Genomic DNA, 25836 nt, shown 5'->3' on the forward strand with positions numbered 1-25836 from the left:
CGTTCAGTTCCCAGCTTCGCGCAGCCGGCTTGGCAGCAGTTCGCCGTGGCGGGCCAGCAGCGGGTAAGCCGCTGCGCCCACCAGATGCGAGTTGATGCCCTTCATGTCGCGCAGAATATCCAGGTACAGCGCGCCGACTTCGGCGGCGTCGACCTGACCAGCCTTGATCTTTTGCAGGTGCGTCTCGGACGCTTGGATTTCGATGGTGCGGAAACGCGCCTTCTCGCCGGCAAGGGCCCGGGCCTGGCGCAGATCGTCGTTGACGAACAGGGCCGCGGCTTGGCGCTCGTTGGCGATCAGCTGGCCCAGCGTGTCGTCCAGGCTGGCGCGCTGCTCGGGCGAGAAGGTCCAGCCCTGTTTGCGCAGCTTGGCGACGTGGCTCAAGAGGCCATGGTGGGCGATGTCGCCCGCGTGGCCGATGTTGCTGGTGAAGGCCAGGATGTCATCCATGCGCTGCACGTCGTCGCGCGTCATGTTTTCCTGATCCAGCGTGGCCAGGTAGGTGGTGATGGCGTTTTCCAGCTTGTCCAGCGCGGCGTCCAGCTGGCGCGCCTGCACCATGCGGTGGCGGTTGTCGCGCTTGAAACCGGCGCGCGCGTACAGCAGCAGCGTTTGCACCATATCGGCCATGCGCAGCGCTTCGCGTGCGGCATTGCCCAACGCCACGGCGGGCACGTCGTGCGCCCACTCGTCCAGATATTGGGGACGGGAAGGGTCGTTCGGGTCGGCGCGCTTGGGCAGCCAGCGGGTGAGCAGGGCGGCGTAGGGCGTGAGCAGCGGCAGGAACACCAGCGCGATCACCGCGTTGAACAGCGTGTGAAAGTTGGCCACGGCGCGCGCCGGGTCGCTCGCCATGTCGCTCATCAGCGGTTGCAGCACGGGCAGCAGAATCAGGCCGGCCAGCACGCCCAGCACGCGGGTCAGCAGGTTGCCCAGCGGCAGGCGGCGGGCGGCCGGGTCGTCGCCCGTCACGCCTTCGATCATCGGGTTGATGGCGGTGCCCAGGTTGGCGCCCAGCACCAGCGCAAAGGCCACGTGCGGCGCCACCATGTGGTGGCTGGCCAGCGACATCACCAGCACCACCACGGCCACGCTGGAGTGCGCGGCCCAGGTGAAGGCGGCTGACAGCAGCACGGCAGCCACCGGCTGGGTGGACAGCGCGTCAAGAATCATGCCCAGCATGGGGGCGGTCTGGAACGGCTCGAAGAGTTCAACCAGTTGATGCAGCGACAGCAGCAACAACCCCAGCCCGATGAACACCCGGCCCAGGTCGCGGGTGCGGCCGGGCGGATAGCGCCGGAACATCCATACGCCCGCCAGGATCAGGATGGGGGCCAGCGAGGTCAGGTCAAACGACAGCAACTGAACGATCAGCGTGGTGCCGACGTTGGCGCCCAGCATCGCGGCCAGGGCGGGCACCAGGCCAACCACGCCGCCTGCGGCGAAACCGGTAATCATCAGGCCCGTGGCGGTGCTGCTTTGCAGGGCGGCGGTGATGCCCAGCCCGGCGGCAAAGGCACGCAAGCGCGTACCCAGCGCTTTGCCCAGCGCCGCGCCCAAGGCCGCGCCGAAAGCGCGCTGGACGCCCGTTTGGACCATGTGCACCCCCCAAAGAAGGAGCGCGACGTAGCCGGCGAAGTCAAGCAGGGTAATAAGTCCAGACATCCAGGGGTAGTTCCGTTCTTTTTATGACATGAAATAATTTTGTAATGATCGCATGCCTGACCGGGCGGCGAAACCCGGCGGCGCAATACAGCTTACGCCCGTCGGGCCTTTACTGCGCGCGGCTGTGGCTACGCGTATCATTGCCTGACTATTCTTTGATGTACTGGAGTTTCGCGTGGCCGTTTCCGTATTCGATCTGTTCAAGATAGGCATAGGCCCGTCTAGCTCCCATACGGTGGGCCCGATGCGGGCCGCATTGCTATTTGCGCAGGGGCTTGAACGCGACGGCCTGATCCCCCAAGTCGCCTATGTGCGCGCCGAAATGTACGGCTCGCTGGGCGCCACCGGCAAGGGCCACGGCACCGACAAGGGCGTTCTGCTGGGCCTGATGGGCGAAGCCCCCGACACGGTTGACCCGGCCGCTATCGCCGGCATGTTGGCCTCGGTGCGCGCCAGCCGCCAGTTGCCGCTGCTTGGCCGTTTCCCCGTGCCCTTCATCGAGAAGGAACACATGGTGTTCTACCGCCGCGAAGCGATGGCCGAACACCCCAATGGCATGAAGTTTCACGCCATCGGCGCCAATGGCGAGTCGCTGCGCGAATCGCGCTATCTGTCGGTAGGCGGCGGCTTTGTCGTAACGGCCGGCGCGTCGAACAGCCAGGTCATTGCCGCGCATAACCAGTTGCCCTATCCGTTTCGCACAGGCCGTGAGCTGTTGACCATGTGCCGCGAAAGCGGCATGACCGTGGCGCAGCTGATGATGCAAAACGAGCTGACCTGGCGCGAAGCGTCGGAAACGCATAGCGGGCTGGACCGTATCTGGCAGGTCATGCAGGACTGCGTGGCGCGGGGCTGTGGCATCAATTACCCGGAAGCCGATGGCGAATTGCCTGGCCCGCTGCGCGTGCGCCGCCGTGCGCCCGAGCTCTACCGCAACCTGACGCAGCGCGCCGAACGCACCTTGTCCGATCCCTTGTCGGTGATGGACTGGGTCAACCTGTACGCCATGGCCGTCAACGAAGAAAACGCGGCGGGCGGGCGTGTGGTGACGGCGCCGACCAACGGCGCGGCCGGCATCATCCCGGCGGTGCTGCATTATTACGACCGATTCGTGCCGGGCGCCAACAGCGACGGCGTGCGCAATTTCCTGCTGACCGCTGCGGCGGTGGGGCTGCTGTACAAGTACAACGCGTCGCTGTCGGGGGCCGAAGTGGGCTGTCAGGGCGAAGTGGGCGTGGCGTGTTCGATGGCTGCGGGCGGCTTGGCGGCCGCCTTGGGCGGCACGGTTGAGCAAGTTGAGAACGCCGCCGAAATCGGCATGGAGCACAATCTGGGCCTGACGTGCGACCCCGTGGGCGGGCTGGTGCAAATTCCCTGTATCGAACGCAATGCCATGGCTTCCATCAAAGCCGTGAACGCGGCGCGCATGGCGCTGCGCGGCGACGGGCAGCACTATGTGTCGCTGGACTCTGTCATCAAGACGATGCGCGAAACGGGCGCCGACATGAAGACGAAGTACAAGGAAACCGCGCGTGGCGGCCTGGCGGTGAACATCGTCGAGTGCTGATCCAGGCGTGATCGGGTGCGTGGTGGCCTCGGCCTTGTCTTCGGTGTGACAGGGCCTCGGCCCGCCGCCAGCCGCAGCGATCCGGCAATTCGCCGTCCCAAGAAAAATCCCCTCTGACCGAGGGGATTTTTGCTGCCTGCCTGCGAGTGGGGCAGGGCTCAGACCACGCGTGCGTTTTGCAGTGCGGCGATGCGCGCGGGGATCGGCGGGTGCGAAGCGAACATGGCCGACAGGCCGCCCTTGCCGGTGATGCCCGAGGCTTCAAACGACTTGGGCAAATCGCCCGGTTCCAGGCCGCCCAGGCGCGCCAGCGCGCGGATCATCGGTTCGCGCGCGCCCATCAGGTGCGCCGAACCGGCGTCTGCGCGGTATTCACGCTGGCGCGAGAACCAGGCCACGATGATCGAGGCCAGCACGCCGAAAATGATTTCACAGACCAGCACGGTGATGTAGTAGCCCGGGCCGATTCCGCGTTCGTTCTTGAACACGACGCGGTCGATGAAGTAGCCAACCACGCGCGCCAGGAACACGACGAACGTGTTCACCACGCCTTGGATCAGCGTCAGCGTGACCATGTCGCCGTTGGCGATGTGGGCCACTTCATGCGCGAGCACGGCCGCGACTTCTTCTTCGCTCATGCTTTCGAGCAGGCCCGTCGACACGGCAACCAGCGAGTCGTTCTTGAACGCGCCGGTGGCGAATGCGTTGGGGGCGCCTTCATAGATGGCGACTTCGGGGCGGCCGATGCCGGCGCGGTCAGCCAGCTGATGCACGGTGTCGACCAGCCAGGCTTCGCGCTGGTTGCGCGGCGCGTTCGGGTCCAGCACTTGTGCGCCGGTGCTCCATTTGGCCATCGGCTTGCTGATCAGCAGCGAGATGATCGCGCCGGTAAAGCCCACGACCACCGAGAAGATCAGCAGCGCGTTAAGGTTCAGGCCATTGGCGGTGATGTAGCGGTCTACGCCCAGGATGCGCAGCGTGGCCGACAGCACGAGCATGACGGCCAGGTTGGTGATGACGAACAAGACAATGCGTTTCATGTTTTTTGTGTTCCTCTGCGAGCGGGAAATACCCGGGGTTCGACATGGCGGCGGCCCGCCAGTTCCCCGACTCGCCGGCACCGCTCCCGGTGACGGAGAGTATAGTATCGCTTTCCCCTATTTCTCCCCCACTTTTCCCTTAGCGCAGACCCCCAAATGCAGGCTCTTTGGATGTTGCTGGCGTCCGCCATGTTCGCCATCATGGGGTCGTTCGTGAAGCTCGGCACCGAGCACGGCGCGTCGTTGCCGCAGATCGTGCTTTTCCGCGGGCTCCCCTCCGTCATTCTGTTGCTGCTGTGGGCGCGAGCCGGCCGGCAATCCATCATCCCCACCAGTTGGAAGCTGCACATCTGGCGCAACTTGTCTGGCGTCACGTCGATGTGGCTGGGGTTTTTCGCGATCTCGCATTTGCCGCTGGCTACCGCCACCAGCCTGAACTACACGGCGCCGCTGTTCATCGCCTGTTGGATGCTGGGCTGGGGCGGCGCGCAGCGCGACCCGGTGCGCATCATCGCGGTAGCGCTGGGTTTTCTGGGCGTGATCGCGGTACTGCGCCCCAGCATTACCGACGACCAGTGGCTGGCCGCGGTGATGGGCATGGGCGCGGGCGCCATGTCGGCGATTGCCATGATGCAGATCCGCCAGCTGGGCCGCATTGGCGAACCCGAGTGGCGCACCGTGCTGTTTTTCTCGGTGGCGGTCTGCGTGTCCAGCGTGGCTGGCCTGTGGTTCGAAGGCTGGGGCCAGGCTGACTGGCAGGGCTACGCATCGCTGTTCGGCGTGGGCGTGGCGGGCATGTTTGGCCAGTTGGCCATGACCCGGGCCTTCGGCATGGGCTCAGCCCTGCTGACGGCGGCGTTGCAGTACAGCACCATTATTTTCGCGGCCTTGCTGGGCATGGGCTTCTGGGGCGACCATCTGGACGCTCTGGCCTGGGCCGGCATGGGCTTGATCATTTCCGCGGGCCTGCTGTCGGTGTGGCGCACCATGCGCGACCCCAAGCCGACCTGACCCGCCTCTTTTCGATCAGGAGCACCCCGAATGACGATGACACTGATTTCCGCCGCCGACCTGGCCGCCCGCCTGGGCGCGAGCGATGCGCCCGACGTGCGCATCTTCGATGTGCGCCATGACCTGACCAACCACGCTGCGGGCCGCCAGGCCTATGACGCCGGCCACATTCCCGGCGCGCGTTATCTGGATCACGAAACCGAGCTGGCCGCGCCGCGCACCGGCAAGAACGGCCGCCATCCGCTGCCGTCGCGCGCCGAGTTCGGCGCCTTGATGGCCGCGCACGGCGTCACGCCGCAAACGCTGGTGGTAGCGTATGACGGCAGCGGCGGCATGTATGGCGCGCACTTGTGGTGGATGCTGCGCTGGCTGGGCCATGAGCGCGTGGTGGTGTTGGATGGCGGCTGGCAAGCCTGGGTGGCGGCCGGTTTGCCGACCACGACCGAAGCCGCGCCGGCAGTCAAGGCGGGTCAACCGGTGGAACCCGGCGCATCGCTCGCGGGCGCCGTCGACGCCAAGGCCGTGCTGGACAACATCGCCCAGCCGTCCTTCACGGTGATCGATGCACGCGCCGCCAACCGCTATCGCGGCGAGGTCGAGCCCATGGACCCGGTGGCCGGCCATATCCCCGGCGCGCTGAACCGCCCCAACGGCGAGAACCTGCAAGCCGACGGCCGCTTCAAATCCGCCGAGCAATTGCGCACCGAATTCTCGGGCCTGCTGGCAGGGCGCGACCCGGCGGCAATCGTTCATCAGTGCGGCTCGGGCATTACGGCCTGCCACAACCTGCTGTCCATGGAGATCGCGGGCTTGTCGGGGTCGCGCCTGTACCCGGGTTCGTGGAGCGAGTGGTGCAGCGACCCGTCCCGCCCGGTGGCCAAAGGCTGAAGACGGCCGCCGCCTCGGCCTAGCCGCGCATCACCAGATCGCCGCCAGCTTGACCCGCCCGGAGACGCTTTCGGCGATCTCCAGGAAATGGTCCAAGGGCGGCGTCGCCAGCCCTGGCACCTTGGCCATGTCGTCCCAACGCCTTAGACGAATCGCATCCGGCGCGCCCGGCATGCTGGCGAAATCCACCGCCTGGCCCGCATCGAAACTGCCCCCTTGCAACGCCAGGCTGCGCTTGGAGTCCTCCGAGAGCGACGCTTCATATTGCGGCTCCACGTAGCAAAGGTAGCGCTTGGCTTCGACATGGAGCCGGATGGGGTCCAGCACCGCCGAACTGAACAGCCCGCGCAAGAAAGGCAGCACGAAATATTGATGCTTGTCGTCGATGCCGCGCAGCGTGGGCGTGCCGGGCCGGTCGGCAATCAGATGGCCCAGGTCATGCAACAGGCACGCGGTGATCAGCTGCGCGTTTGCGCCATTGCGTTCGGCCAGCGACGCCGTTTGCAGCGCATGCCGCAAATGGCTCACGGACTCGCCGTGATAGGAACGGTGCCCCCGTTCCAGGAAAATCTGCTCGATGTCTTGCAAGGTCAAGGCCATGGTTGTCTCCTGAGTGGCCGCAAGGGGGAGGGGGCGGGCAGTGACCGTAGACGGTCAGCCGGCTGCCGGCGCCATCTCCAGAAAGCGCGCGATCAATTGCACCGGTTGGCGCTCGCGCAGGCAGTACAGGTATTCGTTCATCATGATCTCGGCCCCCTGGATATCCAGGGCCGCCAGATCGGGATGGGACGGGATTTCACGCGACGGGATCAGGCTGATCCCCAGATCGCAAAGAATGGCTTGCCGGATCGATTCGCGGCTGCCGATCTCCAGCGTGCGGCGCACGGTGACGCCGGCCTCGGCCAGCGCGTCTTCGGTCAGCTGACGCGTCATGGAGCCGGGCTCGCGCAGCAGCACCGCGTGGTCGGCCAGATCGGCCAGACGCACCTTGCCGCGCCGCGCCAACGGATGGTCGCGGTGAGTGACCACGCGGATCGGGTCGGCGGCAATCATCCGGCGGTACAGATGCTTGTCATCCATCAGAAAAGAAGACGTGGCAATCTCGATGCGGTAGTCGTGCAGCGCTTGCAGCATCGACTGCGAATTGCCGATCGTCACCGTCAGGTCGATGCCCGGATAGCGCTGGTTGTACCGGCGCACGGTATCCATGATGTAGAAGGGGCCTGTTGCGCCAATGCGCAGGTTGCCTTCACGCAGGTCGCTCGCGTCGCGCAGCCGGAAATCGATTTCCGTTTCTTGCTGCACCAGCTTTTCCACCATGGGCATCAGGCTGTGGCCGGCGTCAGACAGCCGCATGCCGCGGCCTTGCCGGTGGAACAGCTCAACGCCGTAACGCGATTCCAGCTGGCGCAATTGCCCCGTCACCGTGGGTTGGCTGACACCCAGTTGGGCGGCGGCTTTGGTGACGGTGCCGCAGCGAGCCACGGCGTAGAAGGATTTGAGTTCGGCGACAAGCACGATGGTGGGGGCGGGAAAGGGACGCAATGCGCAAGACCGCCAGTACACCAAAATAATTTGATGTTTTTATTACTGCATTTGCGCGAAGTGTCATAAACGCTCAATACGCGCCTTCCATACTGCCTTCGTTCCCAGACCGGAGGCACCATGCCCCAACCCGATAGCGCCTTTCTCTCAGTACGAAATTTAGTGAAACGATTCGGCAGCCACACGGCGCTGGCCGACGTGTCGCTGGATATCCGCGCCGGAGAGCTGGTGTGCCTGCTGGGCCCGTCCGGTTGCGGCAAGACGACGCTGCTGCGCGCCATTGCCGGGCTCGAGCGTCAGGACAGCGGCGCGATCGTGCTGTCGGGCCGCGATATTTCTTATGCCGAACCGCAAGAGCGCGACTACGGCATCCTGTTTCAGTCCTACGCGCTGTTTCCCAATCTGACCGTGGCGCAGAACGTGGCCTATGGCCTGAGCGGCAAGCGCGCGCATCGCAAGCATGTGGCCAGCCGGGTCGAAGAAATGTTGACGCTGGTGGGCTTGGCGGGGGCGGCGGATAAATATCCGGGACAGATCTCGGGCGGCCAGCAGCAGCGCGTGGCCCTGGCGCGCGCGTTGGCCCCGTCGCCCTCATTGCTGTTGCTGGACGAACCGATGTCGGCGCTGGACGCCCGCGTGCGTGAGCATCTGCGCATCGAGCTGCGGGCGTTGCAAAAGCGTTTGTCCATCACGACGCTGATGGTGACGCATGATCAGGAAGAGGCCATGGTGATGGCCGACCGCATCGCCGTCATGAATGGCGGCGTCATTGAACAGTACGGCACGCCGCGCGAACTGTATCGTCAGCCGGGTTCGGCCTTCATTGCCGATTTCGTGGGCGAAGCGAACTGGCTGCCGTTCGAACGCGTGGATGCGCACCGAGCGCGCGTCGGCCGTCAGGAACTGGCGGTGGACGAGGCGTTGGGCGGCCAGTCGGGCAAGCTGTTTGTGCGCCCCGAGGCCGTGCGCGTCACCATGGCGCGCCCGGAAGAACCCAATTCCATGTTGGCCGATGTGCTGGACGGCGTTTTCCTGGGCCGCGGTTACCGCCTGGCCTTGCGGCTGGAAGGGGTGCCCGGGTCCACCGTGCATTCCATCGTGTCCCCTGAAATTGGAGACGCCCTGTTGGGCCCTCACGCTGCCAGCCGTTGCTGGGTGGAGCTGCCGCGCCATGCGATTCGCGCCTACGCTTGAGTCCGCCATGACCGGTTCGCCTTCCGTGGCTGAGACCTCCGCTGCGCCGATGGGTGCTGCGGCTTCTGCGGCTGCGGTGTCTGCGACCATGCCGGCAGCAATGCCGCCCCCTGCGTCCGCCGCAACGCTGGCCACCCCTCCTGCGGCGCCTTTGGGCCGCCGCCCCCTGCCCGCGTGGATCGGGGCGCTGGGTCTGACGATGGGGCAGGGCGCGCTGGTCTTGTTTCTGGTGCTGTTCCTGGCGCTGCCGTTGATCGGCATTCTGGCCAAGTCCGTGACGGATAACGACGGCGCTTGGGCGGGCTTGTCGGTCGTTGGCGGCATCATCGGCGCGGACGGCTTTCTGCCGATGGTCGGGCGCAGCCTGACGGTAGGCATCGTGACCCTGCTGTTGGTGGTGCCTTGCGCGTACGCGTTTGCCTACGGCCTGACGCGCACGCGCCTGCCGGGCAAGGGCCTTTTGCGCACCATCGCCTTGCTGCCGCTGCTGGCCCCGTCGCTGTTGCCCGGCATTGCGCTGGTGTACTTGTTGGGCAACCAGGGCCTGCTCAAGGGCCTCACGGGCGGCGCCACCATTTATGGTTTCTGGGGCATCGTGGTCGGCGAGGCGTTCTACACCTTTCCGCATGCGCTGATGATTCTGCTGACGGGCCTGACGCTGGCCGACGGACGCCTGTATGACGCCGCGCGCGCCATGGGTGCGGGGCCGTGGCGCACTTTCATGACCGTCACCTTGCCCGGCACGCGCTATGCCGTGTTCTCGGCGTGCTGCGTGGTGTTCACGCTGACGGTCACGGATTTCGGCGTGCCCAAGGTGGTGGGCGGCGACTACAACGTGCTGGCCATGGAAGCCTACAAGGCGGTGGTCGGCCAACAGAACTTCCCCAAGGGCGCAGCGATCGGCATCTTGCTGCTGCTGCCGGCCTTGCTGACCTTCGTGCTGGACCGCCGCCTGCGCGCCCGTCAAGGCGCCCAGATGAGCGGCCGCGCCCAAGCCTACGCGGCGGGCCAGAACCGCCGCCGCGATGCCGCCTTCCTGGCGGTGGCGGGCGTGATGGCCGCCTTCCTGCTGCTGATCATCGGCGTGGCCGTCTGGGCTTCGTTCGTGAAGATGTGGCCGTACAACCTGTCGATGTCGCTGCGGTCCTACGACTTCGACAACATGGACGGCGGCGGCTGGCTGGCCTGGCGCAACAGCTTGCAGCTGGCGTTTTGCACCGCGCTGATCGGCACGGCCGTGGTGTTCGTAGGCGCATGGATGATGGAAAAGGTGCCGGCGCGCGGCCAGGTGGCGCGCGGCTTGCGCGGCGTGGTCAGCATGTTGGCGTTGATGCCCATGGCCGTGCCTGGCCTGGTGCTGGGCCTGGGCTACATCTTCTTCTTCAACAGCCCGATGAATCCGCTGAACGTGTTGTACGGAACGATGCCGCTGCTGATCTTGTGCACGGTCGTCCACTTCTACACCAGCGCGCATCTGACGGCCGCCACTGCGCTCAACGCGCTGGACCCGGAATTCGAAGCCGCGTCCGCGTCGCTGAAGGTGCCGCGCATGACGACGTTCCTGCGCGTGACCTTGCCGATGTGCCTGCCCGCCGCGCTGGATGTCGCCCGTTACCTGTTTGTTTCCGCCATGACGACCGTGTCGGCCGTGGTGTTCCTGTATAGCCCGTCCACGGTGCTGGCCGCCGTTGCCGTGCTGAACATGGACGACGCCGGCTTCATCGGCCCGGCCGCCGCCATGTGCACGGTCATCATGGCCAGTTCCGCCACGGCGGCGCTGGTGCTGCATCTGGCCAGCCGTGCGCTGGTAGCGCGCAGCCAGGCCTGGCGCCGTCCGGTGACGCTTTGAACACTTATTTCTAGGATGACCCTCATGACTGTTTCTTCCTTGCCCGTGCAGCTGGAAGCCGTGATCTTCGACTGGGCCGGCACGCTGGTCGACTTCGGTTCGTTTGCCCCCACCAAGGTGTTCGTGGATGCGTTTTCGCAGTTCGGCATGGACGTGTCGCTGAAAGAGGCCCGCGGCCCGATGGGCATGGGCAAGTGGGATCACATTCGCACGCTTTGCGACCAGCCCGCCATCGCCAGCCAGTACCAGGCTCAGTTTGGCCGCCTGCCCACCGACGACGACGTCACCGCCATCTACGAACGCTTTCTGCCGATGCAGATGGAGAAGGTGGCGCAGTATTCGGCGGCCATTCCTGGCGCGGCCGAGCTGCTGCGCGCGCTGCGCCAGAAGGGCCTGAAGATTGGTTCGTGCTCGGGCTACCCGGACAGCGTGATGCGCCGCGTAGTCGAACGCGCCGCCTCTGAAGGCCTGGAGCCTGATTGCATCGTGGCCAGCGACGACGTGCCGCGCGCGCGTCCCGCACCCGCCATGGCGCTGAAGAACGTGGTGGAACTCGGGCTGTCGGATGTGGCCGCCTGCATCAAGGTGGACGACACCGCGCCCGGCATTGAAGAAGGCCGCCGCGCCGGCATGTGGTCCGTGGGCTTGCTGCTGTCGGGCAACGCCGCCGGCCTGACGCTGGACGAATACCTGAGCCTGGACGAGGCCGGCCGCGACCTGGTGCGCGCCGACGCCAGCCGCGAGCTGTCAACCGCCGCGCCGCATTACCTGATCGACACGGTGGCCGATCTGCCGGCCGTCATCATCGACATCGAAGCCCGTCTGGCACGAGGCCAACGACCCTGAGCTAGCTTTTTCTTCCGGCGCCGCCGGACGCGTTTTCCCTTTCTGTTTTTACCTTGCACCGCAGCCGGCAGCCGCCGGCAGTGGGGGCGACCTTCACCCTTTTTTTGCGCAATTTTTCCGCTCATCCACGGAGTTCCACATGAATCGCTACAAGCTGCTTGCCCTGGCCGCCGCCCTGACGGGCGTGATGGGCGCCGCCTCCGCCGAGACCACGCTGACGGTCTACACCGCGCTCGAAGCCGACCAGATCAAGGTCTACCAAGCCGCATTCGAAAAGGCCAACCCCGACATCAAGATCCAGTGGGTGCGTGATTCCACCGGCATCATCGCCGCCAAGCTGCTGGCCGAAAAAAGCAACCCCAAGGCTGACGTGATCTGGGGCCTGGCTGGCACGGCGCTGGGCCTGATGGACAAGGAAGGCATGCTGCAACCCTACGCCCCCAAGGGCCTGGACCAGATCGCCGCCAACATGCGCGACGCCAAGGCCGAGCCGTCGTGGGTCGGTATGGACGGCTATGCCGCCGCCATCTGCTTCAACACCATCGAAGCCGAAAAGCAAAAGCTGCCCAAGCCCACATCGTGGCAAGACCTGACCAAGCCGGTCTACGCCGGCAAGATCGTCATGCCGAACCCGGCTTCGTCCGGCACGGGCTTCCTGGACGTCAGCGCCTGGCTGCAAATCTTTGGTGAAGAGAAGGGCTGGGCCTATATGGACGCCCTGCACAAGAACATCGGTTCGTACACGCACTCGGGTTCGAAGCCGTGCAACATGGCGGCCGCGGGCGAGTTCCCGATTGGCGTGTCGTTCGACTACCGCGCGGCCAAGCTGAAGGCCGATGGCGCACCGGTCGAAGCCGTGTTCCCGTCGGAGGGCCTGGGCTGGGAAGTGGAAGCCACCGCCATCATGAAGGGCACGAAGAACCTGGACGCCGCGCGCAAGCTGGCTGACTTCTCGGCCAGCCGCGAAGCCAACGAGCTGTACAAGGCCAACTTCGCGGTGCTGGCGATTCCGTCCATCGCCACGGTCAACCCCAACCTGCCGGCTGACCTGACCAAGCGCATGATCAAGAACGACTTCGTGTGGGCCGCGACGAACCGCGAACGCATCATCGCCGAGTGGACGAAGCGCTACGACGGCAAGTCCGAGCCGAAGAAGAAGTAAGCCTGCGCGCGCACGGCGGCAAGGGCGTTGCGCCCACGCCGCCGTCCTCGGGGAAGGGCCTTACTTGGCGGTTCCCCTGCTATTTCTCTTGCAATGTTCCTCTGATGAAAACTTACGACGTAATCGTGGTGGGCGCGGGCATGCTTGGCATCGCCCACGCCTGGGCGGCCGCCAAGCGCGGCCTGTCGGTGGCGGTGATCGAGCGCAGCCGTCAGGCGCACGGCGCCACGATCCGCAACTTCGGCCAAGTTATCGTGACGGGCCAGGCGCCCGGCATGATGCTGTCGCACGCGCAGCAAGCCCGCGAACTGTGGCTGGACCTGGCAGGCAAGGCGGGCTTTCATGTGCGCGCCAATGGCGCGCTGGTGCTGGCCCGCAATGCCGACGAGGCCGCTGTCTTGCAGGAATTCGCCGACACGCGCTTGAAGCAGGAAGGCTATCGCGCCGATCTGCTGTCGGCGCGTGACGTGGCGGGCCTGTACGGCGGGCAATTGGCGCACCACTGCATGGCGCTGCGCGGCCATGACGACCTGCAAATCTATTCCCGCGAAGCCTTGCCCGCCATCACGGCGTACCTGGCCGAGTCGTTGGGCGTGACCTTCATCACCGGCACGCTGGCGCGCGCCGTGGAAAATGGCCTGGTCGGCACCACGGCGGGTGAATTCCAAGGCAAGCATGTGTTCGTCTGCCCGGGTCACGACTACCTGACCCTGCTGCCCGAACGCTTTGCACCGCTGAACCTGGAAGTCACGCGTTTGCAGATGTTGCGCGCGGCGTTCGAGACCCACCCCATTGCGTTGGACCGCCCAGTGCTAACGGGCTTGTCCTGCGTGCATTACGGCGCATTCTCGGACCTGCCCACGGCGCAGACGCTGCGTGACGTGATCCAGGCCCGCACGCCGATGCTGCTGGAAAACGGCATCCATCTGCTGATCAGCCCCACGCCCACGGGCGAGCTGATCATCGGCGATTCGCATCGTTACGGGCAGGACGCGTTCCCGTTCAACGACGAGGCGGTCGACAACGCCATGCTGGACTTGGCCTCGCAGGCCTTGGGCGCGCGGCTGCGCGTGATTGAACGCTGGCAGGGCGTGTATGGCGCGCACGGCCCGGCGCCGTTTTCGGTGATGCCGGTGGACGCGGCCACGACCGTTGCCGTGATGCACTCCGGCGTTGGCATGACGGTGGGGTTGGCGATTGGTGAACGGACGGTGGCGGGCATGGTCGGGAAGTGACCGGGCAGTGATCCGGAAACTGACCCGGCAGTGATCCGGCAGTGATCCGGGGAGTGATCCTCCGGTTTCCCCCGCTCATGCAAAAGGGCCTCGCATTGCTGCGAGGCCCTTTTCTTTCGTAGGCGGAAAACCTGAATTACAGGTCTTGCATGATGCGCCGATACCATTCGTGGAAGTGCTGCATGCCGTCTTCCATCGGCGATTGGTATGGGCCGGCTTCGTTCACGCCGCGCAGCATCAGGGCCTTGCGGCCGGCGTCCATGCGTTCGGCGATCTCATCGTCTTCGATGGCCGTTTCCATGTAAGCCGCGCGCTGGGCTTCAACGAATTCGCGTTCGAACGCCGAGATTTCCTCGGGGTAGTAGAACTCGACAACGTTGATGGTTTCCTGCGGGCTCTTGGGGTACAGCGTGGACAGCACCAGCACGTGCGGATAGAGCTCGATCATGTGGGTCGGGAAATACGTGACCCAGACCGCGCCGAAGTCCGGTGCATCGCCATCACGGAACGACAACAGGCGGTCGTGCCATTGCTTGTACACATCCGAACCCGGCTGCGCCAGCGCATTGTGCACGCCCACTTTCTGCAAGCTGTACCAGTCGTTGAATTCCCAGGTCAGGTCGTCGCACGTGACGAAGCGGCCCAGCCCCGGGTGGAACGGACCAACGTGGTAATCCTCGAGGTAGACCTCGATGAACGTCTTCCAGTTGTAGTTGCACTGGTGCACTTCAACGTGGTCCAGCACGTAATCGCCGAAGTTGAATTCCGGGCGCGAGAACAGCGGAGCCATGTCGGAGGCCGGATCGCGCGGGCCTTCGAACAGCAGGCCGTGGCAATCGCGCAGGCGGAACTTCTGCAGATTCATGCAGGGCGTGGTGGCGAACTGCGGCGCGCCCAACAACTCGCCTTGGTTGTTGTACGTCCAACGGTGCAGCGGGCAGACGATGTTGCCGCCGGTCGCCTTCAGATTGCCTTGCGTATTGCAGTTGCCGGCCACGTTGCCGGCTTCGCCGCCCAGCATCAATGCCTGACGATGACGGCAGACATTCGAGATGAGTTCAACGCCGTTCTGGTTGCGAACCAGCACGCGTCCACCGCCTTCCTGGACCAACGACCGCCAATCCCCGATGTCGGGAACCAATTTCTGATGGCCGACGTACTGCGAGGATTGCTTGAAAATGAGTTCTTGCTCGCGGGCAAAGAGGGCTTCGTCAAAATAAGCGCTGACGGGTAGCTGGGTGCGAGCTGGCACGACATGTGCCATCCGACCGATGTCGGTCATGATTCCCTCCGCTCGGATAAAAAAGCCAGGACGGTTTGAGCTCTGCCAAGCGCTTTTGTTCAAGCCCAGCGTGATTGCAAACCATCGTTGCAAACGCTTGAGCTCAACGTCGAGCTTGGCTACATCCGTGCTGGCGCGAAGAAAAATCGGTGTCTGGCCGATCAAATAAGCCGTGAATTGTACCCCAAGGGATTCCCCCACGCCCGTGAAGATCGGTGAAGTCTGGTGAAGATTCAGAGGGGCATGATGGCCCCGCCGCAAAGATGAATTAACCCTTTGCGGCGTAGGTCTTTCAGACGAGCCTGCGCGTGGCGGGATGGCGGCGCATCAGCCAACTGCTGGCGGCCGATAGCGCGAAGACCGCCAGCGTCAGTAACGGCACGATCCAGGCGTCGCGTTGGCCGCCTGTGAAAGCGCCCGCGCGGTGCGCGATGTCCAGGAAGACGGGGTGGATCAGATAGACGCCAAAGGTCAGCGGCGCCAATGCAGTCAACCTCGGCAGGCGGGGCGAAGACACGATCCATTGGAACGCGGCCAGTGACATGAATGGCACGGTCAGGCTGAAGTAGTCGTAGAAATAAGTGTCCAGGGCGTGGCCATTGGACATAACGCTGACGCCCAACGCGGTGGCGGCGACGCTGGCGGTAAGCATCAGGCCGGGCCGGGGGATGCGCATCTCGCCATCAAAAATCAGGCGGCCGGCCACGAAGTAACCCAGGTACGGCAGGAACCACGTCAGGAAGAATCCGTGCGGCGCGCCCAGCGCGCGCCGGTACAGCGCATCCAGAATGGCCACACCCAGAATGCCCACGACCCATAGCGCGCGCCCGCGCGGCGTGCTGCGTGCGTACAGCAGGCGGGCCAGCGGGGCGAACAGGTACAGCCCCACGATCATGTACAGATACCAAAGGTGGTAATACGGTTCGCCCTGAGCCACCTTGCGCGGCCAGAACGAGACGTCGACGCGGCCGTCATCCCACCAGTCGAGTCCGGTGCGCCAGGCCAGATAGAACAGGGTCCAGAACACCAGCGGGGCGCAGATGCGCGCCATGCGGCGGCTGTAGAACTGGCGGGCGTCCTGCGGCTTGTGGGGGTCAAGCAGCAGGGCGCCGCTGACCATGACGAAAACCGGCACGCACCAGCGCGCCGCCGAGTCGTACAGATTGGCGGCCAGCCACGCGCCGCCGCCATACGCGGCCGGATCGCTGACGATCAGCGCAGCGCTATGGAGCAGCACGACGGCCACGGCCGCCAGCCAGCGGGCGGCGTCCAGGCGGGCGTATCGGTCTTCGGTCTGATGCATCGGGCTCCCGCTGGGTGTTTCGCTGCTTCACCATAGCAGTGACCCGCGCCCGTCTTCTGTATCCAGCGGTTAGGCAAGGCGTAAAAAACCGACAGGGCCTGTGAGGGCGCTGTCGGTGGAAAGGGCGGCGTGCCAGGTGGGACGCCGCCGCCTCGCGGGCCGGCGAGGCCGCGAACGATTTGTCACGAAACCGTTTGCCCGTTTGCCCGTTTGCCCGTTTGGCGTTGCGCCTAGGCCGGGCGCCGCGTTGCCGTTGTCCCATTGCAGGACTTCGGTTTGCCGGCGCCCGTTCATGCAGCGCGCGGCAGGCTTATTGCAGAACGATGTTCGCCTGTTTGATCAGTTGCGACACGATGGGCTGTTCGGTCTTGATCTGCTTGTCCAGTTCAGCCGCCGTGCCGGAACGCGGGTCGATACCCATGTCCAGCATGCGCTTTTTGACGGCGTCATCCTTCAGCGTTTCGCTCAGCGCCGCTTGCAGCTTTTCCAGCACCGGGGCCGGCGTGCCCTTGGGCGCGACGAAGCTGAACCACGCGGTCATGTCAAAGGCCGGGTAGCCCTCTTCGGCCAGCGTTTGCAGCTTGGGCAACGTGGCCAGGCGCGACGGGCTGGTAATGGCAAACACCTTGACCTTGCCGGCGTCTGCTTGCGGCATGCCGGTGGCGACCATGTCGAAGAACAGGTCCACGTCGCCGCTGATCAGCGCGGGCAGGGCCTGGGTCGCGCCCTTGAAAGGCACGTGCAGGATGTCGATGCCGGCGCGTTCCTTGAACAGTTCGCCCGCCAGGTGCGACGAGGTGCCGGGGCCGAACGTGGCGAACGTGAGCTTGCCCGGATTCTGCTTGGCATAGGCGACCACGTCCTGCGTGCTGTTGAACGGGCGCTTGGGGCTGGACAGCAGCACCAGCGGGCCGACGCCCACCATGCCGATGTGCGCGAAGGCGTCCGGGTCGTACGGCAGTTCCTTATACAGATAGCGGTTCGTGACGAGCGTGGAGTTGGTGGCCATCAGGATGGTGTAGCCGTCCGGCTGCTCGCGCGAGACGAATGCCGCGCCGATCGACGTGCCTGCGCCCGCCTTGTTCTCGACAATCATCGGCTGGCCCAGCGTCTTGGCCATGCGTTCGGCCAGGATGCGCGTCAGCACATCGGTGGCGCCGCCTGCCGGGAAGGGCGAGACAACCTTGATCGGGCGAGCCGGGTAGGTGTCGGCTTGCGCGCCCAATGCGGCGGCGCTGAGCAATACGGTGGCCAGCAGTTTGATGCCTGTGCGAATCATGTTTTTCCCCTTGAAATCGCGTGCATGAGTGGATCGCCGGGCCTGGCTTGGTTGCGCTGCGGTGCTTGGAGGCATCGCGCCAACTTGCCAGGTCTCCTTGGATGATTTAAATTCCGTTATATGGAATTTAGTTTTGTTATTCGGAATAAACTATAAAAACGAAGCGAATAGAAATGCAATCTTTTTCTGACTCCAAGCGCGTCATTCACGCCGCCGCCAAGCCCGACGAAACGTTGGAACTCAGCCAGCCCGCCCGCCGCAAACGCACGGCGGGCGTGGGCGAAGGCGCCAACTCGCCCGACTTCATCACCGCGCTTGCGCGCGGGCTGGACGTCTTGCGCTGCTTTCGCCATGGCGTGACGGCGCTGGGCAATCTGGATCTGGCGCGCCTGACCGGCCTGCCCAAACCCACCATCAGCCGCATCACGTACACGCTGACCGAACTGGGCTACCTGCGCTATCACCCCGACACGGGCAAGTACTCGCCCGGCTACGGCGTGCTGGCGCTGGGCTTTGGCCTCTTGGCCGGGCTGGAAGTGCGTGAACTGGCCAAGTCGTCAATGACGGACCTGGCGCGCGACACCGGCGGCGCGGTGGCGCTGGGCGCATTCGATGGCGACGCCATGACCTATGTGGAAGCCATCCACGGCTCGTCGGCGCTGTACCTGCGCCTGCCGGTGGGTTATCGCGCCAGCCTGGACAGCGCCATGGGCCGTGCGTATCTGGCCAGCCTGCCGGCGGGCGCCTGCGATGACGTCACCGCCAGGCTCGGCCCGGCCGCGCCGCCCGCCGAAGCCATCGTGCGCGCGCGGGCGGAATTGCAGGAATCCGGCTGCTGTTTCGCGCTGGGGGAATGGCAGTCGGGCATCAACGCCGTCGCCGTGCCATTCACGTCCATCACCGGCGAAGGGGTCTTCGTGATGAGCTGCGGCGGCCCCGCCAGCCTGTTGCCCGAGGCCGAGTTGCGCACGCGCGTAGGGCCGGCATTGCGGGCCGCCATTGCGGGACTGGCGGGGTCATCGGCCTGATCATTGCGCTGCATCAAGGTCCGGCGTGGCTATCTCGTACAATTCACGAATTGATCCACCCCTAGCGCCCTCGGAGACCCGTTTGGCCACACCCGCACAAGCCGATCCGCAGATCGATGACCGTCCCTTGCCCCAGGATTTCGAAACGGCCCTGGCCGAATTGGAATCGTTGGTTGCGGCCATGGAAGACGGCTCGTTGCCGCTTGAGCAATCGCTGACGGCCTACCGGCGCGGCGTTGCCTTGACGCGCGTCTGCCAGGAACGCCTGGCGCAGGCCGAACAGCAGGTCAAGGTTCTGGAAGGCGACCTGCTGCGCCCGCTGGACCCGGCGGCGCTGGATGACGAATAAGAATCCGATGAAGCAAACTCAACTCCCCTTCGCGGAGTGGTTGCACGGTCGTGTGCGGCATGTCGAAGATGTGCTCGATGACCTGATGCCCCCCGCGGATGTGCTGCCCGTCCGCCTGCATGAAGCCATGCGCTACGCCGTGCTTGGCGGCGGCAAGCGTGTGCGCGCCGCCATGGTTTACGCCGCGGGGCAAGCCTGCCCCGTCAGCGGCAGCGTGCTGGCCATCGAGGCCTCGCTGGACCGTGCGGCCGCGGCGGTGGAACTGATACACGCCTATTCGCTGGTGCACGACGACCTGCCTTGCATGGACGACGACACGCTGCGCCGCGGCCGGCCCACCACGCACGTGCAATTCGACGAAGCCACCGCCATGTTGGCGGGCGACGCCTTGCAGCCGCTGGCGTTTGACCTGCTGGCGTCCATGCCGATTGCGCCCGCGCTGATCGTGCAGGCCACCCAATCGCTGGCGCGCGCCGCCGGCAGCCAGGGCATGGCGGGCGGTCAAGCGATTGACCTGCTCAGCGTGGGCCATTCGCTGTCGCGCGATGAACTCCAGACCATGCACAGCATGAAAACGGGCGCTATGCTCGCGTGCAGCGTAGCGCTGGGCGGCATCGTGGCCGGCGCCAGTTCGGCCTCGCGTCAGGCGCTGGATGCGTATGCGCAGGCCATGGGTCTGGCGTTTCAGGTGGTGGACGATATTCTTGACGTCACCGCCGACACCGCCGTCCTGGGCAAGACGCCAGGCAAGGACGCGGCGGAGAACAAGCCGACGTATGTGTCGCTTCTGGGTCTGTCCGAGGCGCGCGCGTTTGCCGAAGAATTGCGTGTGGCCGCGCTGGCGGCGCTGGAACCGCTGGGCGACGCCGGCTTGCGCCTGGCGCAACTGGCCGATTTCATCGTCCTTCGAGACCGCTGATCCGTGACTAGCCCGGCCTGAGTCCAGGCCGGGTCAACGAACCCCATAAAAGCATGACGACTGATTTATTGGACCGCATTCAATCCCCGGCAGACCTCAAGCGCCTGGATCGTCGCGAGCTGAAAAAGCTTGCCGACGAGCTGCGCGGCTTCGTGCTGGAGTCGGTTTCCAAAACGGGCGGGCACCTGTCGTCCAACCTGGGCACGGTCGAGCTCACGCTGGCCTTGCATCAGGTGTTCGACACGCCGCATGACCGCATCGTCTGGGACGTGGGCCACCAGTCCTACCCGCACAAGATTCTGACGGGCCGCCGCGCCGGCATGGCCAAGCTGCGCCAGCAGGGCGGAATATCGGGCTTTCCCAAGCGCAGCGAATCCGAATACGACGCCTTTGGCACCGCGCACTCGTCAACGTCCATCTCGGCTGCGCTGGGCATGGCGGTGGCCTCGCGCAATGCGGGCGTGCAGCGCCAGCACATCGCCATCATTGGCGACGGCGCCATGTCCGCAGGCATGGCGTTCGAGGCCATGAACAATGCGGGCGTCACGCCCAACATCAATCTGCTGGTGATCCTGAACGACAACGACATGTCGATCTCGCCGCCGGTGGGGGCGCTGAACCGCTACCTGGCGCGTTTGATGTCGGGCCGCTTCTACGCTGCGGCCAAGAACGTGGGCCGCGCCGTCTTGCAGCACGTGCCGCCGGTGCTGGAGCTGGCGCGCCGCTTCGAAGAGCACGCCAAGGGCATGGTTACGCCGGCCACGCTGTTCGAAGAGTTCGGCTTCAATTACGTCGGCCCCATCGACGGCCACGACCTGGACGCGCTGGTGCCCACCTTGCAGAACCTGAAGGCGCTGCAAGGCTTGCAGTTCCTGCACGTGGTCACGAAGAAGGGCCAAGGCTACAAGCTGGCCGAAGCCGACCCGGTGCTGTATCACGGCCCCGGCAAGTTTGACCCCGCCGTCGGCATCCAGCAGTCCAAGGCGCCCGGCAAGCGCACCTTCACGCAGGTGTTCGGCAAGTGGCTGTGCGACATGGCCGAAGCGGATTCGCGCCTGGTCGCCATCACCCCCGCCATGCGCGAAGGCAGCGGCCTTGTCGAATTCGAAAAGCGTTTCCCGCTGCGTTATTTCGACGTGGGCATCGCCGAGCAGCACGCCGTGACGTTCGCCGCCGGCGTTGCCTGCGAAGGGCAGAAACCCGTCGTCGCCATCTACTCCACGTTCATGCAGCGCGGCTATGACCAGTTCATCCACGACGTCGCCTTGCAGAACCTGGATGTGACCTTCGCGCTGGACCGCGCGGGCATCGTCGGCGCTGACGGCGCCACACACGCCGGCAACTACGACACCGCCTTCCTGCGTTGCGTGCCCAACATGGTGGTTGCCACGCCGTCCGACGAACGCGAAACGCGCTTGCTGTTGTCCACCTGTTATCAGTACCCGGGCCCGGCTTCGGTGCGCTATCCGCGCGGCGCGGGCTGCGGCGCGGTGGAAGATGCTGGCCTGGATACCGTCGAGCTTGGCCGTGGCATCGTGCGCCGCGAAGGCAAGAAGATTGCCATCCTGGGCTTTGGCACGCTGGTGCAGCCGGCGTTGGCCGCGGCCGACAAGCTGGACGCCACGGTGGCGGACATGCGCTTTGTGAAACCGATTGACCGCGAATTGATTCTGGACTTGGCCCGCCGGCACGATGCGCTGGTCACCATTGAAGACGCGTCCATCATGGGTGGGGCGGGCAGCGCCGTGCTGGAAGTGCTGAGCGCCGCCGGCGTACAGATTCCGGTGCTGCAACTGGGCCTGCCCGATGTCTTCATTGACCACGGCGAGCAGTCGGCCCTGTTGGCCGGCGTGGGCTTGGATGCCGCCGGCATCGAGCAATCGATTCGCACGCGCTACGCTGATCTGCTGGCGTAACCGCCTGCCGCAAGCCCGGACGAAGGCGCGGCTTTCGTCCGGAATTTGAAACACACTGTTCCGGCCCCGCCAACCTACGAGTAGAAGGGTTTTCCCTGGCGCAGGCGGGGGTTTGGGCGATAATGGCCCTCTCTCAAAGTTTCCTAGGCCGAGCGCGAGCGACTGGTTGCCTAGACAGGTACGCTGAAATGAATTCTCCGATCGACCCCGCCATCGTGATGCCCGACGTCCAGAGTTCGGCGGACACCCGGCACATTCCGATCCAGCGCGTGGGCATCCGTGGCGTGCGCCACCCCATGCTGATTCAAGGCGGCGACGGTTCGCCGCAAGGCACCGTGGCCAACTGGACGCTGACCGTGGCGCTGCCGCCCGAAGAAAAGGGGACGCACATGTCCCGCTTCGTGGCGCTGCTGGAAAAGTACCGCAGCACCCCCATGACGCCGGCCCTGTTCCGCACCATGGCGGCTGACATGCTGCCGCTGCTGCACGCCGAACGCGGCGACATCACCGCCGCCTTCCCGTACTTCATCAACAAGTCGGCCCCGATTTCCGGCGTGCAAAGCCTGCTGGACTACGAAGTCCAGTGGATCGCCCGCGCCCAGAACGATGGCGTTGAATTTGAACTGGTCGTGCAGGTGCCTGTCACCAGCCTCTGTCCGTGCTCGAAGGCCATCTCGGAATACGGCGCGCACAACCAGCGTTCGCACGTCACGGTGTCGGCCATTCTGGACGGCGACATCAGCATGGACGGCGTGATCCGCCTGATCGAAGAGGAAGGGTCGTGCGAACTGTGGGGCCTGCTCAAGCGCCCCGATGAAAAGTACGTCACCGAACGCGCTTACGACAATCCCAAGTTCGTCGAAGACTTGGTGCGTGATGTGGCTGCCCGCCTGAACGCGCATCCCGGCATTGCGCGCTATCGCGTCGAGGCCGAGAACTTCGAATCGATCCACAACCACTCGGCCTACGCCGTCGTGGAAGGTTGAGCGTTCCGTGAGCCATCCGGCGGCCAATGATTGGCCGCTTATCGCGGCGCTGCAAACGTGGGAATCGCGGCTGGCCAATCATTTGGCCGGCCGCGGCCGTTTTGGCGTGGCGTTCTACGAATTTTTCCGCTTTGGCGTCAAGCAAGCCTGGGCCTGCCTGTTCGGCGGGCTGATGTGCGCGCTGCTGTTGGGCACGCACTGGTGGTATCCCAAGGATGCGCTGCTGGCCCGCTACGATTTCCTGACGCTGGCGGCGCTGGGCATTCAGGCCCTGTTGCTGGCGCTGCGCATGGAAACCTGGAGCGAAGCGCGCGTGATTTTGATGTTCCATGTGGTCGGCACCGGTATGGAGCTCTTCAAAACCGCGGCCGGTTCCTGGATCTACCCCGAAGCGAGCGTGTTGCGCATTGGCGGCGTGCCGCTATTTACCGGCTTCATGTACGCCGCGGTGGGCAGCTATCTGGCCCGCGTCTGGCGCTTGTTCGATTTCCGGTTTCGCGCGCACCCACCCATGGCCGCGACGGTGGCGCTGTCGGTGCTGATTTACGTGAATTTCTTTGCGCACCACTTCATCATGGATTTTCGGTGGGTGCTGTTCGCGCTGACCGCCGTGCTGTTTGCGCGCACCTGGGTGTATTTCCGGATCTGGCGCGTCTATCGCCGTATGCCCTTGCTGCTGGGTTTTGTGCTGGTGGCCTTGTTCATCTGGTTCGCCGAAAACATCGGCACCTTCGCCAACGCCTGGCGCTATCCCAACCAGACGCATGCCTGGCAATGGGTGTCGATCGCCAAGCTGGGCTCGTGGTTCCTGCTGATGATCATCAGCTATGTGATGGTCAGCGTGGTGAACCGGCCCCAGGAAATCGGTGTTGCCGATCTGCCGCAGCCAGCGGGGCAGGGCGGCGAAAATAGCCCGTCCCTGATTTCCTGACGCCCTGCGCGCTTGCGCCCTGCCACTCAATCGGTGATAATCGAGAGCTTTCTTGCTCGACCGCCCATGGTTTTTGGGTAGCGGGCTGCCCCTTGCGGGCCTAGAGCATCCTATGCAATGAGCTGAAAAGCGATGTGCTGAAAAGCAATGCGCTGAAAGGTTATTGCAAAAACCCATGATGGAAAGCACGGGTTCGGGACGCCAGGCCAGCGAGACATCCTCAAGGAGTTTTACTCATGCGTCACTACGAAGTAGTGTTTATCGTTCACCCCGACCAAAGCGAGCAAGTGCCCGCCATGGTCGAGCGTTACCAAGCGCTGGTCACGGGCCAAGGCGGCTCGGTTCACCGCCTGGAAGACTGGGGTCGCCGCCAACTGGCCTACCCGATCCAGAAGCTCGTCAAGGCTCACTACGTCTGCCTGAACATCGAGTGCGGCCAAGCCACGCTGGATGAGCTGGAACACTCGTTCCGCTACAACGACGCCGTTCTGCGCCACCTGGTCATCAAGACCAAGAAAGCCCAGACCACGCCCTCGATCATGATGAAGTCGGTCGAGCGTGAAGAAGCCCGTAAGGCTTCGGCAGAAGCTGCCCCGGCTCAGGCCGAGTAAGCAGGGCTCACGCAGAGCTCATCCCATGAAGTCCCCTCGGTGCCTGGCAGGATGAATCAGCTGGAACTCAGCGCCCGCGTTCTCGAATGCGAGCCTTTGCGCCACACTCCCGCCGGACTGCCTGCACTGGAAATGGTGCTGGCGCATGAGTCGGAAGTCATTGAAGCCGGCCACCCGCGCCGTGTTGAATTGACGATTACGGCTGTGGCACTGGGCGATCTGGCGTTGCTGTTGAAGAACACCGCGTTAGGGTCTGAATTGCTGGTGCAGGGGTTTTTGGCTCCCGCGCGCAAAGACTCGGTGAAGATCAAGCTGCATTTGCAGCAGGCACGCAAGGTCAGCGGTAGCGCAGGGCGCGATCCGCAGGTGGCTTGAAAGGGTTGAGCAACAGGTGCGAAAGCGCCTTCTGAATACGGATAGGTTATGGGGAGTTGGACCCGGTTATCGATAACCGCCCAGTCCCCTCAAACATAGAGGCACATATCATGGCTTTCTTCGGAAAACGCAAAGAAAAACGCAAATTCACGCAGCAGAACCCGCTCTTCAAGCGTCGTAAGTTCTGCCGCTTCACCGCAGCCGGCGTCGAAGAGATCGACTACAAGGATCTGGACACCCTGCGCGACTTCGTGCAAGAAAACGGCAAGATCATCCCGGCTCGCCTGACCGGCACCAAGGCAATCTACCAGCGCCAGCTGGACACCGCCATCAAGCGCGCGCGCTTCCTGGCTCTGTTGCCTTACACCGACAACCACAACTAATCCGGGGCACTGAAAATGCAAGTTATTCTGCTCGAAAAAGTCGTCAACCTGGGCAACCTGGGCGAAGTCGTGCGCGTGCGTGATGGTTACGCCCGCAACTTCCTGATCCCCCAGCGCAAGGCCCGTCGTGCTACCGACGCCGCTCTGAAGGAATTCGAAGCCCGCCGCGCCGAGCTGGAAAAGGCCCAAGCTGAAAAGCTGGCCGCTTCCCAAGCCCTGGGCGAGCGCGTCGCTGGTTACCAACTGAAGATCGTTCAGAAGGCTGGTGTTGACGGCCGTCTGTTCGGCTCGGTCACCAACGCCGACATCGCTGAAGCGCTGAAGAAGGCCGGTTTCGAAGGCGTTGAAAAGGCGCAAGTGCGTCTGCCCAACGGCCAGCTGAAGTCGGTTGGCGAGTTCCCGATCCAGGTCGCCCTGCACGCCGACGTTATCGTCGACGTCACGGTTCTGGTTGAAGGCGAACTGTCCTAAG

25 protein-coding genes are annotated in these 25836 nt (G+C 64.5%); 18 read left to right on the forward strand and 7 right to left on the reverse strand.

The genetic code is table 11. The features are described 5' to 3' along the window. Positions 1–3: 3 nt before the first annotated feature. The gene (locus tag ACFZAI_RS11100; RefSeq protein ID WP_391566928.1) at positions 4–1665 is read right to left on the reverse strand and encodes a Na/Pi cotransporter family protein; all 1662 of its coding nucleotides are present in this window, start codon (positions 1663–1665) and stop codon (positions 4–6) included. A gap of 175 nt (positions 1666–1840) precedes the next feature. Here ACFZAI_RS11100 and ACFZAI_RS11105 point away from each other — a divergent pair, with 175 nt between their 5' ends. Next, entirely contained in the window at positions 1841–3232 is a 1392-nt protein-coding gene (locus ACFZAI_RS11105) for an L-serine ammonia-lyase (RefSeq protein ID WP_391566929.1), read from the forward strand. A gap of 158 nt (positions 3233–3390) precedes the next feature. On the opposite strand, the gene htpX is transcribed toward ACFZAI_RS11105, so the two are convergent. After that, positions 3391–4272, reverse strand: a complete 882-nt coding sequence (gene htpX, locus ACFZAI_RS11110; RefSeq protein ID WP_391566930.1) for a protease HtpX — start codon at positions 4270–4272, stop codon at positions 3391–3393. Between the two features lie 156 nt (positions 4273–4428). On the opposite strand from htpX, the gene ACFZAI_RS11115 reads away from it, so the two are divergent. Next, the gene (locus tag ACFZAI_RS11115) at positions 4429–5283 is read left to right on the forward strand and encodes a DMT family transporter (protein ID WP_391566931.1); all 855 of its coding nucleotides are present in this window, start codon (positions 4429–4431) and stop codon (positions 5281–5283) included. 30 nt (positions 5284–5313) lie between these two features. Then, positions 5314–6171 (forward strand): sulfurtransferase, encoded by an 858-nt coding sequence (locus ACFZAI_RS11120; RefSeq protein WP_391566932.1) that lies wholly within the window; start codon positions 5314–5316, stop codon positions 6169–6171. A 30-nt stretch (positions 6172–6201) separates the two neighbouring features. Here the strand turns inward: ACFZAI_RS11120 and ACFZAI_RS11125 are convergent, their stop codons facing one another. Continuing rightward, complete coding sequence (locus tag ACFZAI_RS11125; RefSeq protein WP_054423586.1) at positions 6202–6771, reverse strand: phosphonate degradation HD-domain oxygenase; 570 nt, start codon at positions 6769–6771, stop codon at positions 6202–6204. Between the two features lie 54 nt (positions 6772–6825). After that, the gene (locus ACFZAI_RS11130) at positions 6826–7689 is read right to left on the reverse strand and encodes a LysR family transcriptional regulator (protein ID WP_391567107.1); all 864 of its coding nucleotides are present in this window, start codon (positions 7687–7689) and stop codon (positions 6826–6828) included. A gap of 147 nt (positions 7690–7836) precedes the next feature. On the opposite strand from ACFZAI_RS11130, the gene ACFZAI_RS11135 reads away from it, so the two are divergent. The 5 genes from ACFZAI_RS11135 to ACFZAI_RS11155 all read left to right on the forward strand — a co-directional run bounded on the left by ACFZAI_RS11135 (position 7837) and on the right by ACFZAI_RS11155 (position 14002). Continuing rightward, entirely contained in the window at positions 7837–8910 is a 1074-nt protein-coding gene (locus ACFZAI_RS11135; RefSeq protein ID WP_054423584.1) for a putative 2-aminoethylphosphonate ABC transporter ATP-binding protein, read from the forward strand. Between the two features lie 100 nt (positions 8911–9010). Then, positions 9011–10759, forward strand: coding sequence for a putative 2-aminoethylphosphonate ABC transporter permease subunit (locus ACFZAI_RS11140; protein WP_391567108.1), 1749 nt, complete (start codon positions 9011–9013; stop codon positions 10757–10759). A 15-nt stretch (positions 10760–10774) separates the two neighbouring features. Then, positions 10775–11605 (forward strand): phosphonoacetaldehyde hydrolase, encoded by an 831-nt coding sequence (gene phnX, locus ACFZAI_RS11145; protein WP_391566933.1) that lies wholly within the window; start codon positions 10775–10777, stop codon positions 11603–11605. Positions 11606–11744: 139 nt separating this feature from the next. After that, positions 11745–12767: a putative 2-aminoethylphosphonate ABC transporter substrate-binding protein gene (locus ACFZAI_RS11150; RefSeq protein WP_054423577.1), complete on the forward strand. Its 1023-nt coding sequence runs from the start codon at positions 11745–11747 to the stop codon at positions 12765–12767. 104 nt (positions 12768–12871) lie between these two features. Further along, positions 12872–14002 (forward strand): TIGR03364 family FAD-dependent oxidoreductase, encoded by a 1131-nt coding sequence (locus ACFZAI_RS11155; RefSeq protein ID WP_391566934.1) that lies wholly within the window; start codon positions 12872–12874, stop codon positions 14000–14002. Positions 14003–14138: 136 nt separating this feature from the next. Here the strand turns inward: ACFZAI_RS11155 and ACFZAI_RS11160 are convergent, their stop codons facing one another. The 3 genes from ACFZAI_RS11160 to ACFZAI_RS11170 all read right to left on the reverse strand — a co-directional run bounded on the left by ACFZAI_RS11160 (position 14139) and on the right by ACFZAI_RS11170 (position 17866). Beyond that, a complete protein-coding gene (locus ACFZAI_RS11160; RefSeq protein ID WP_391566935.1) occupies positions 14139–15284 on the reverse strand; it encodes an aromatic ring-hydroxylating dioxygenase subunit alpha in 1146 nt (381 codons plus the stop codon). A gap of 292 nt (positions 15285–15576) precedes the next feature. Then, positions 15577–16587 carry an acyltransferase gene (locus ACFZAI_RS11165; protein ID WP_391566936.1) on the reverse strand — a complete coding sequence of 337 codons (1011 nt, stop codon included), beginning with the start codon at positions 16585–16587 and terminating at the stop codon, positions 15577–15579. Positions 16588–16897: 310 nt separating this feature from the next. Continuing rightward, complete coding sequence (locus ACFZAI_RS11170) at positions 16898–17866, reverse strand: Bug family tripartite tricarboxylate transporter substrate binding protein (RefSeq protein ID WP_391566937.1); 969 nt, start codon at positions 17864–17866, stop codon at positions 16898–16900. 173 nt (positions 17867–18039) lie between these two features. Here ACFZAI_RS11170 and ACFZAI_RS11175 point away from each other — a divergent pair, with 173 nt between their 5' ends. The 10 genes from ACFZAI_RS11175 to rplI all read left to right on the forward strand — a co-directional run bounded on the left by ACFZAI_RS11175 (position 18040) and on the right by rplI (position 25835). Next, positions 18040–18894, forward strand: coding sequence for an IclR family transcriptional regulator (locus tag ACFZAI_RS11175; RefSeq protein WP_391566938.1), 855 nt, complete (start codon positions 18040–18042; stop codon positions 18892–18894). 82 nt (positions 18895–18976) lie between these two features. Beyond that, entirely contained in the window at positions 18977–19243 is a 267-nt protein-coding gene (locus tag ACFZAI_RS11180; RefSeq protein WP_054423561.1) for an exodeoxyribonuclease VII small subunit, read from the forward strand. Between the two features lie 7 nt (positions 19244–19250). Continuing rightward, a complete protein-coding gene (locus ACFZAI_RS11185; RefSeq protein ID WP_391566939.1) occupies positions 19251–20162 on the forward strand; it encodes a polyprenyl synthetase family protein in 912 nt (303 codons plus the stop codon). 53 nt (positions 20163–20215) lie between these two features. Further along, positions 20216–22078 carry a 1-deoxy-D-xylulose-5-phosphate synthase gene (gene dxs / locus ACFZAI_RS11190; protein WP_391566940.1) on the forward strand — a complete coding sequence of 621 codons (1863 nt, stop codon included), beginning with the start codon at positions 20216–20218 and terminating at the stop codon, positions 22076–22078. Between the two features lie 188 nt (positions 22079–22266). Beyond that, positions 22267–23064, forward strand: a complete 798-nt coding sequence (gene folE2, locus ACFZAI_RS11195) for a GTP cyclohydrolase FolE2 (RefSeq protein WP_391566941.1) — start codon at positions 22267–22269, stop codon at positions 23062–23064. A 7-nt stretch (positions 23065–23071) separates the two neighbouring features. After that, positions 23072–23995 (forward strand): DUF817 domain-containing protein, encoded by a 924-nt coding sequence (locus tag ACFZAI_RS11200; protein ID WP_391566942.1) that lies wholly within the window; start codon positions 23072–23074, stop codon positions 23993–23995. Positions 23996–24231: 236 nt separating this feature from the next. Further along, positions 24232–24606, forward strand: coding sequence for a 30S ribosomal protein S6 (gene rpsF / locus ACFZAI_RS11205; RefSeq protein WP_054423556.1), 375 nt, complete (start codon positions 24232–24234; stop codon positions 24604–24606). A gap of 51 nt (positions 24607–24657) precedes the next feature. After that, positions 24658–24981 carry a primosomal replication protein N gene (gene priB / locus ACFZAI_RS11210; protein ID WP_054423554.1) on the forward strand — a complete coding sequence of 108 codons (324 nt, stop codon included), beginning with the start codon at positions 24658–24660 and terminating at the stop codon, positions 24979–24981. Between the two features lie 110 nt (positions 24982–25091). Next, positions 25092–25364, forward strand: coding sequence for a 30S ribosomal protein S18 (gene rpsR / locus ACFZAI_RS11215; RefSeq protein WP_006218308.1), 273 nt, complete (start codon positions 25092–25094; stop codon positions 25362–25364). 15 nt (positions 25365–25379) lie between these two features. Next, a complete protein-coding gene (gene rplI / locus ACFZAI_RS11220) occupies positions 25380–25835 on the forward strand; it encodes a 50S ribosomal protein L9 (RefSeq protein ID WP_391566943.1) in 456 nt (151 codons plus the stop codon). Position 25836 lies beyond the last annotated feature (1 nt).

The sequence above is a fragment of the Achromobacter sp. NPDC008082 genome (genome assembly GCF_042957345.1).
Classification (GTDB): domain Bacteria; phylum Pseudomonadota; class Gammaproteobacteria; order Burkholderiales; family Burkholderiaceae_B; genus Achromobacter; species Achromobacter kerstersii_A.

Coding starts and splice junctions, on each gene's coding strand:
- rplI (WP_391566943.1), top strand. CDS start 25,380: ATGCAAGTTATTCTGCTCGAAAAAGTCGTCAACCTGGGCAACCTGGGC.
- dxs (WP_391566940.1), top strand. CDS start 20,216: ATGACGACTGATTTATTGGACCGCATTCAATCCCCGGCAGACCTCAAG.
- priB (WP_054423554.1), top strand. CDS start 24,658: ATGAATCAGCTGGAACTCAGCGCCCGCGTTCTCGAATGCGAGCCTTTG.
- ACFZAI_RS11165 (WP_391566936.1), bottom strand. CDS start 16,587: ATGCATCAGACCGAAGACCGATACGCCCGCCTGGACGCCGCCCGCTGG.
- ACFZAI_RS11175 (WP_391566938.1), top strand. CDS start 18,040: ATGCAATCTTTTTCTGACTCCAAGCGCGTCATTCACGCCGCCGCCAAG.
- phnX (WP_391566933.1), top strand. CDS start 10,775: ATGACCCTCATGACTGTTTCTTCCTTGCCCGTGCAGCTGGAAGCCGTG.
- ACFZAI_RS11120 (WP_391566932.1), top strand. CDS start 5,314: ATGACGATGACACTGATTTCCGCCGCCGACCTGGCCGCCCGCCTGGGC.
- ACFZAI_RS11160 (WP_391566935.1), bottom strand. CDS start 15,284: ATGACCGACATCGGTCGGATGGCACATGTCGTGCCAGCTCGCACCCAG.
- ACFZAI_RS11135 (WP_054423584.1), top strand. CDS start 7,837: ATGCCCCAACCCGATAGCGCCTTTCTCTCAGTACGAAATTTAGTGAAA.
- ACFZAI_RS11155 (WP_391566934.1), top strand. CDS start 12,872: ATGAAAACTTACGACGTAATCGTGGTGGGCGCGGGCATGCTTGGCATC.
- ACFZAI_RS11140 (WP_391567108.1), top strand. CDS start 9,011: ATGCCGCCCCCTGCGTCCGCCGCAACGCTGGCCACCCCTCCTGCGGCG.
- ACFZAI_RS11185 (WP_391566939.1), top strand. CDS start 19,251: ATGAAGCAAACTCAACTCCCCTTCGCGGAGTGGTTGCACGGTCGTGTG.
- ACFZAI_RS11100 (WP_391566928.1), bottom strand. CDS start 1,665: ATGTCTGGACTTATTACCCTGCTTGACTTCGCCGGCTACGTCGCGCTC.
- htpX (WP_391566930.1), bottom strand. CDS start 4,272: ATGAAACGCATTGTCTTGTTCGTCATCACCAACCTGGCCGTCATGCTC.
- ACFZAI_RS11170 (WP_391566937.1), bottom strand. CDS start 17,866: ATGATTCGCACAGGCATCAAACTGCTGGCCACCGTATTGCTCAGCGCC.
- ACFZAI_RS11125 (WP_054423586.1), bottom strand. CDS start 6,771: ATGGCCTTGACCTTGCAAGACATCGAGCAGATTTTCCTGGAACGGGGG.
- folE2 (WP_391566941.1), top strand. CDS start 22,267: ATGAATTCTCCGATCGACCCCGCCATCGTGATGCCCGACGTCCAGAGT.
- ACFZAI_RS11115 (WP_391566931.1), top strand. CDS start 4,429: ATGCAGGCTCTTTGGATGTTGCTGGCGTCCGCCATGTTCGCCATCATG.
- ACFZAI_RS11150 (WP_054423577.1), top strand. CDS start 11,745: ATGAATCGCTACAAGCTGCTTGCCCTGGCCGCCGCCCTGACGGGCGTG.
- rpsR (WP_006218308.1), top strand. CDS start 25,092: ATGGCTTTCTTCGGAAAACGCAAAGAAAAACGCAAATTCACGCAGCAG.
- rpsF (WP_054423556.1), top strand. CDS start 24,232: ATGCGTCACTACGAAGTAGTGTTTATCGTTCACCCCGACCAAAGCGAG.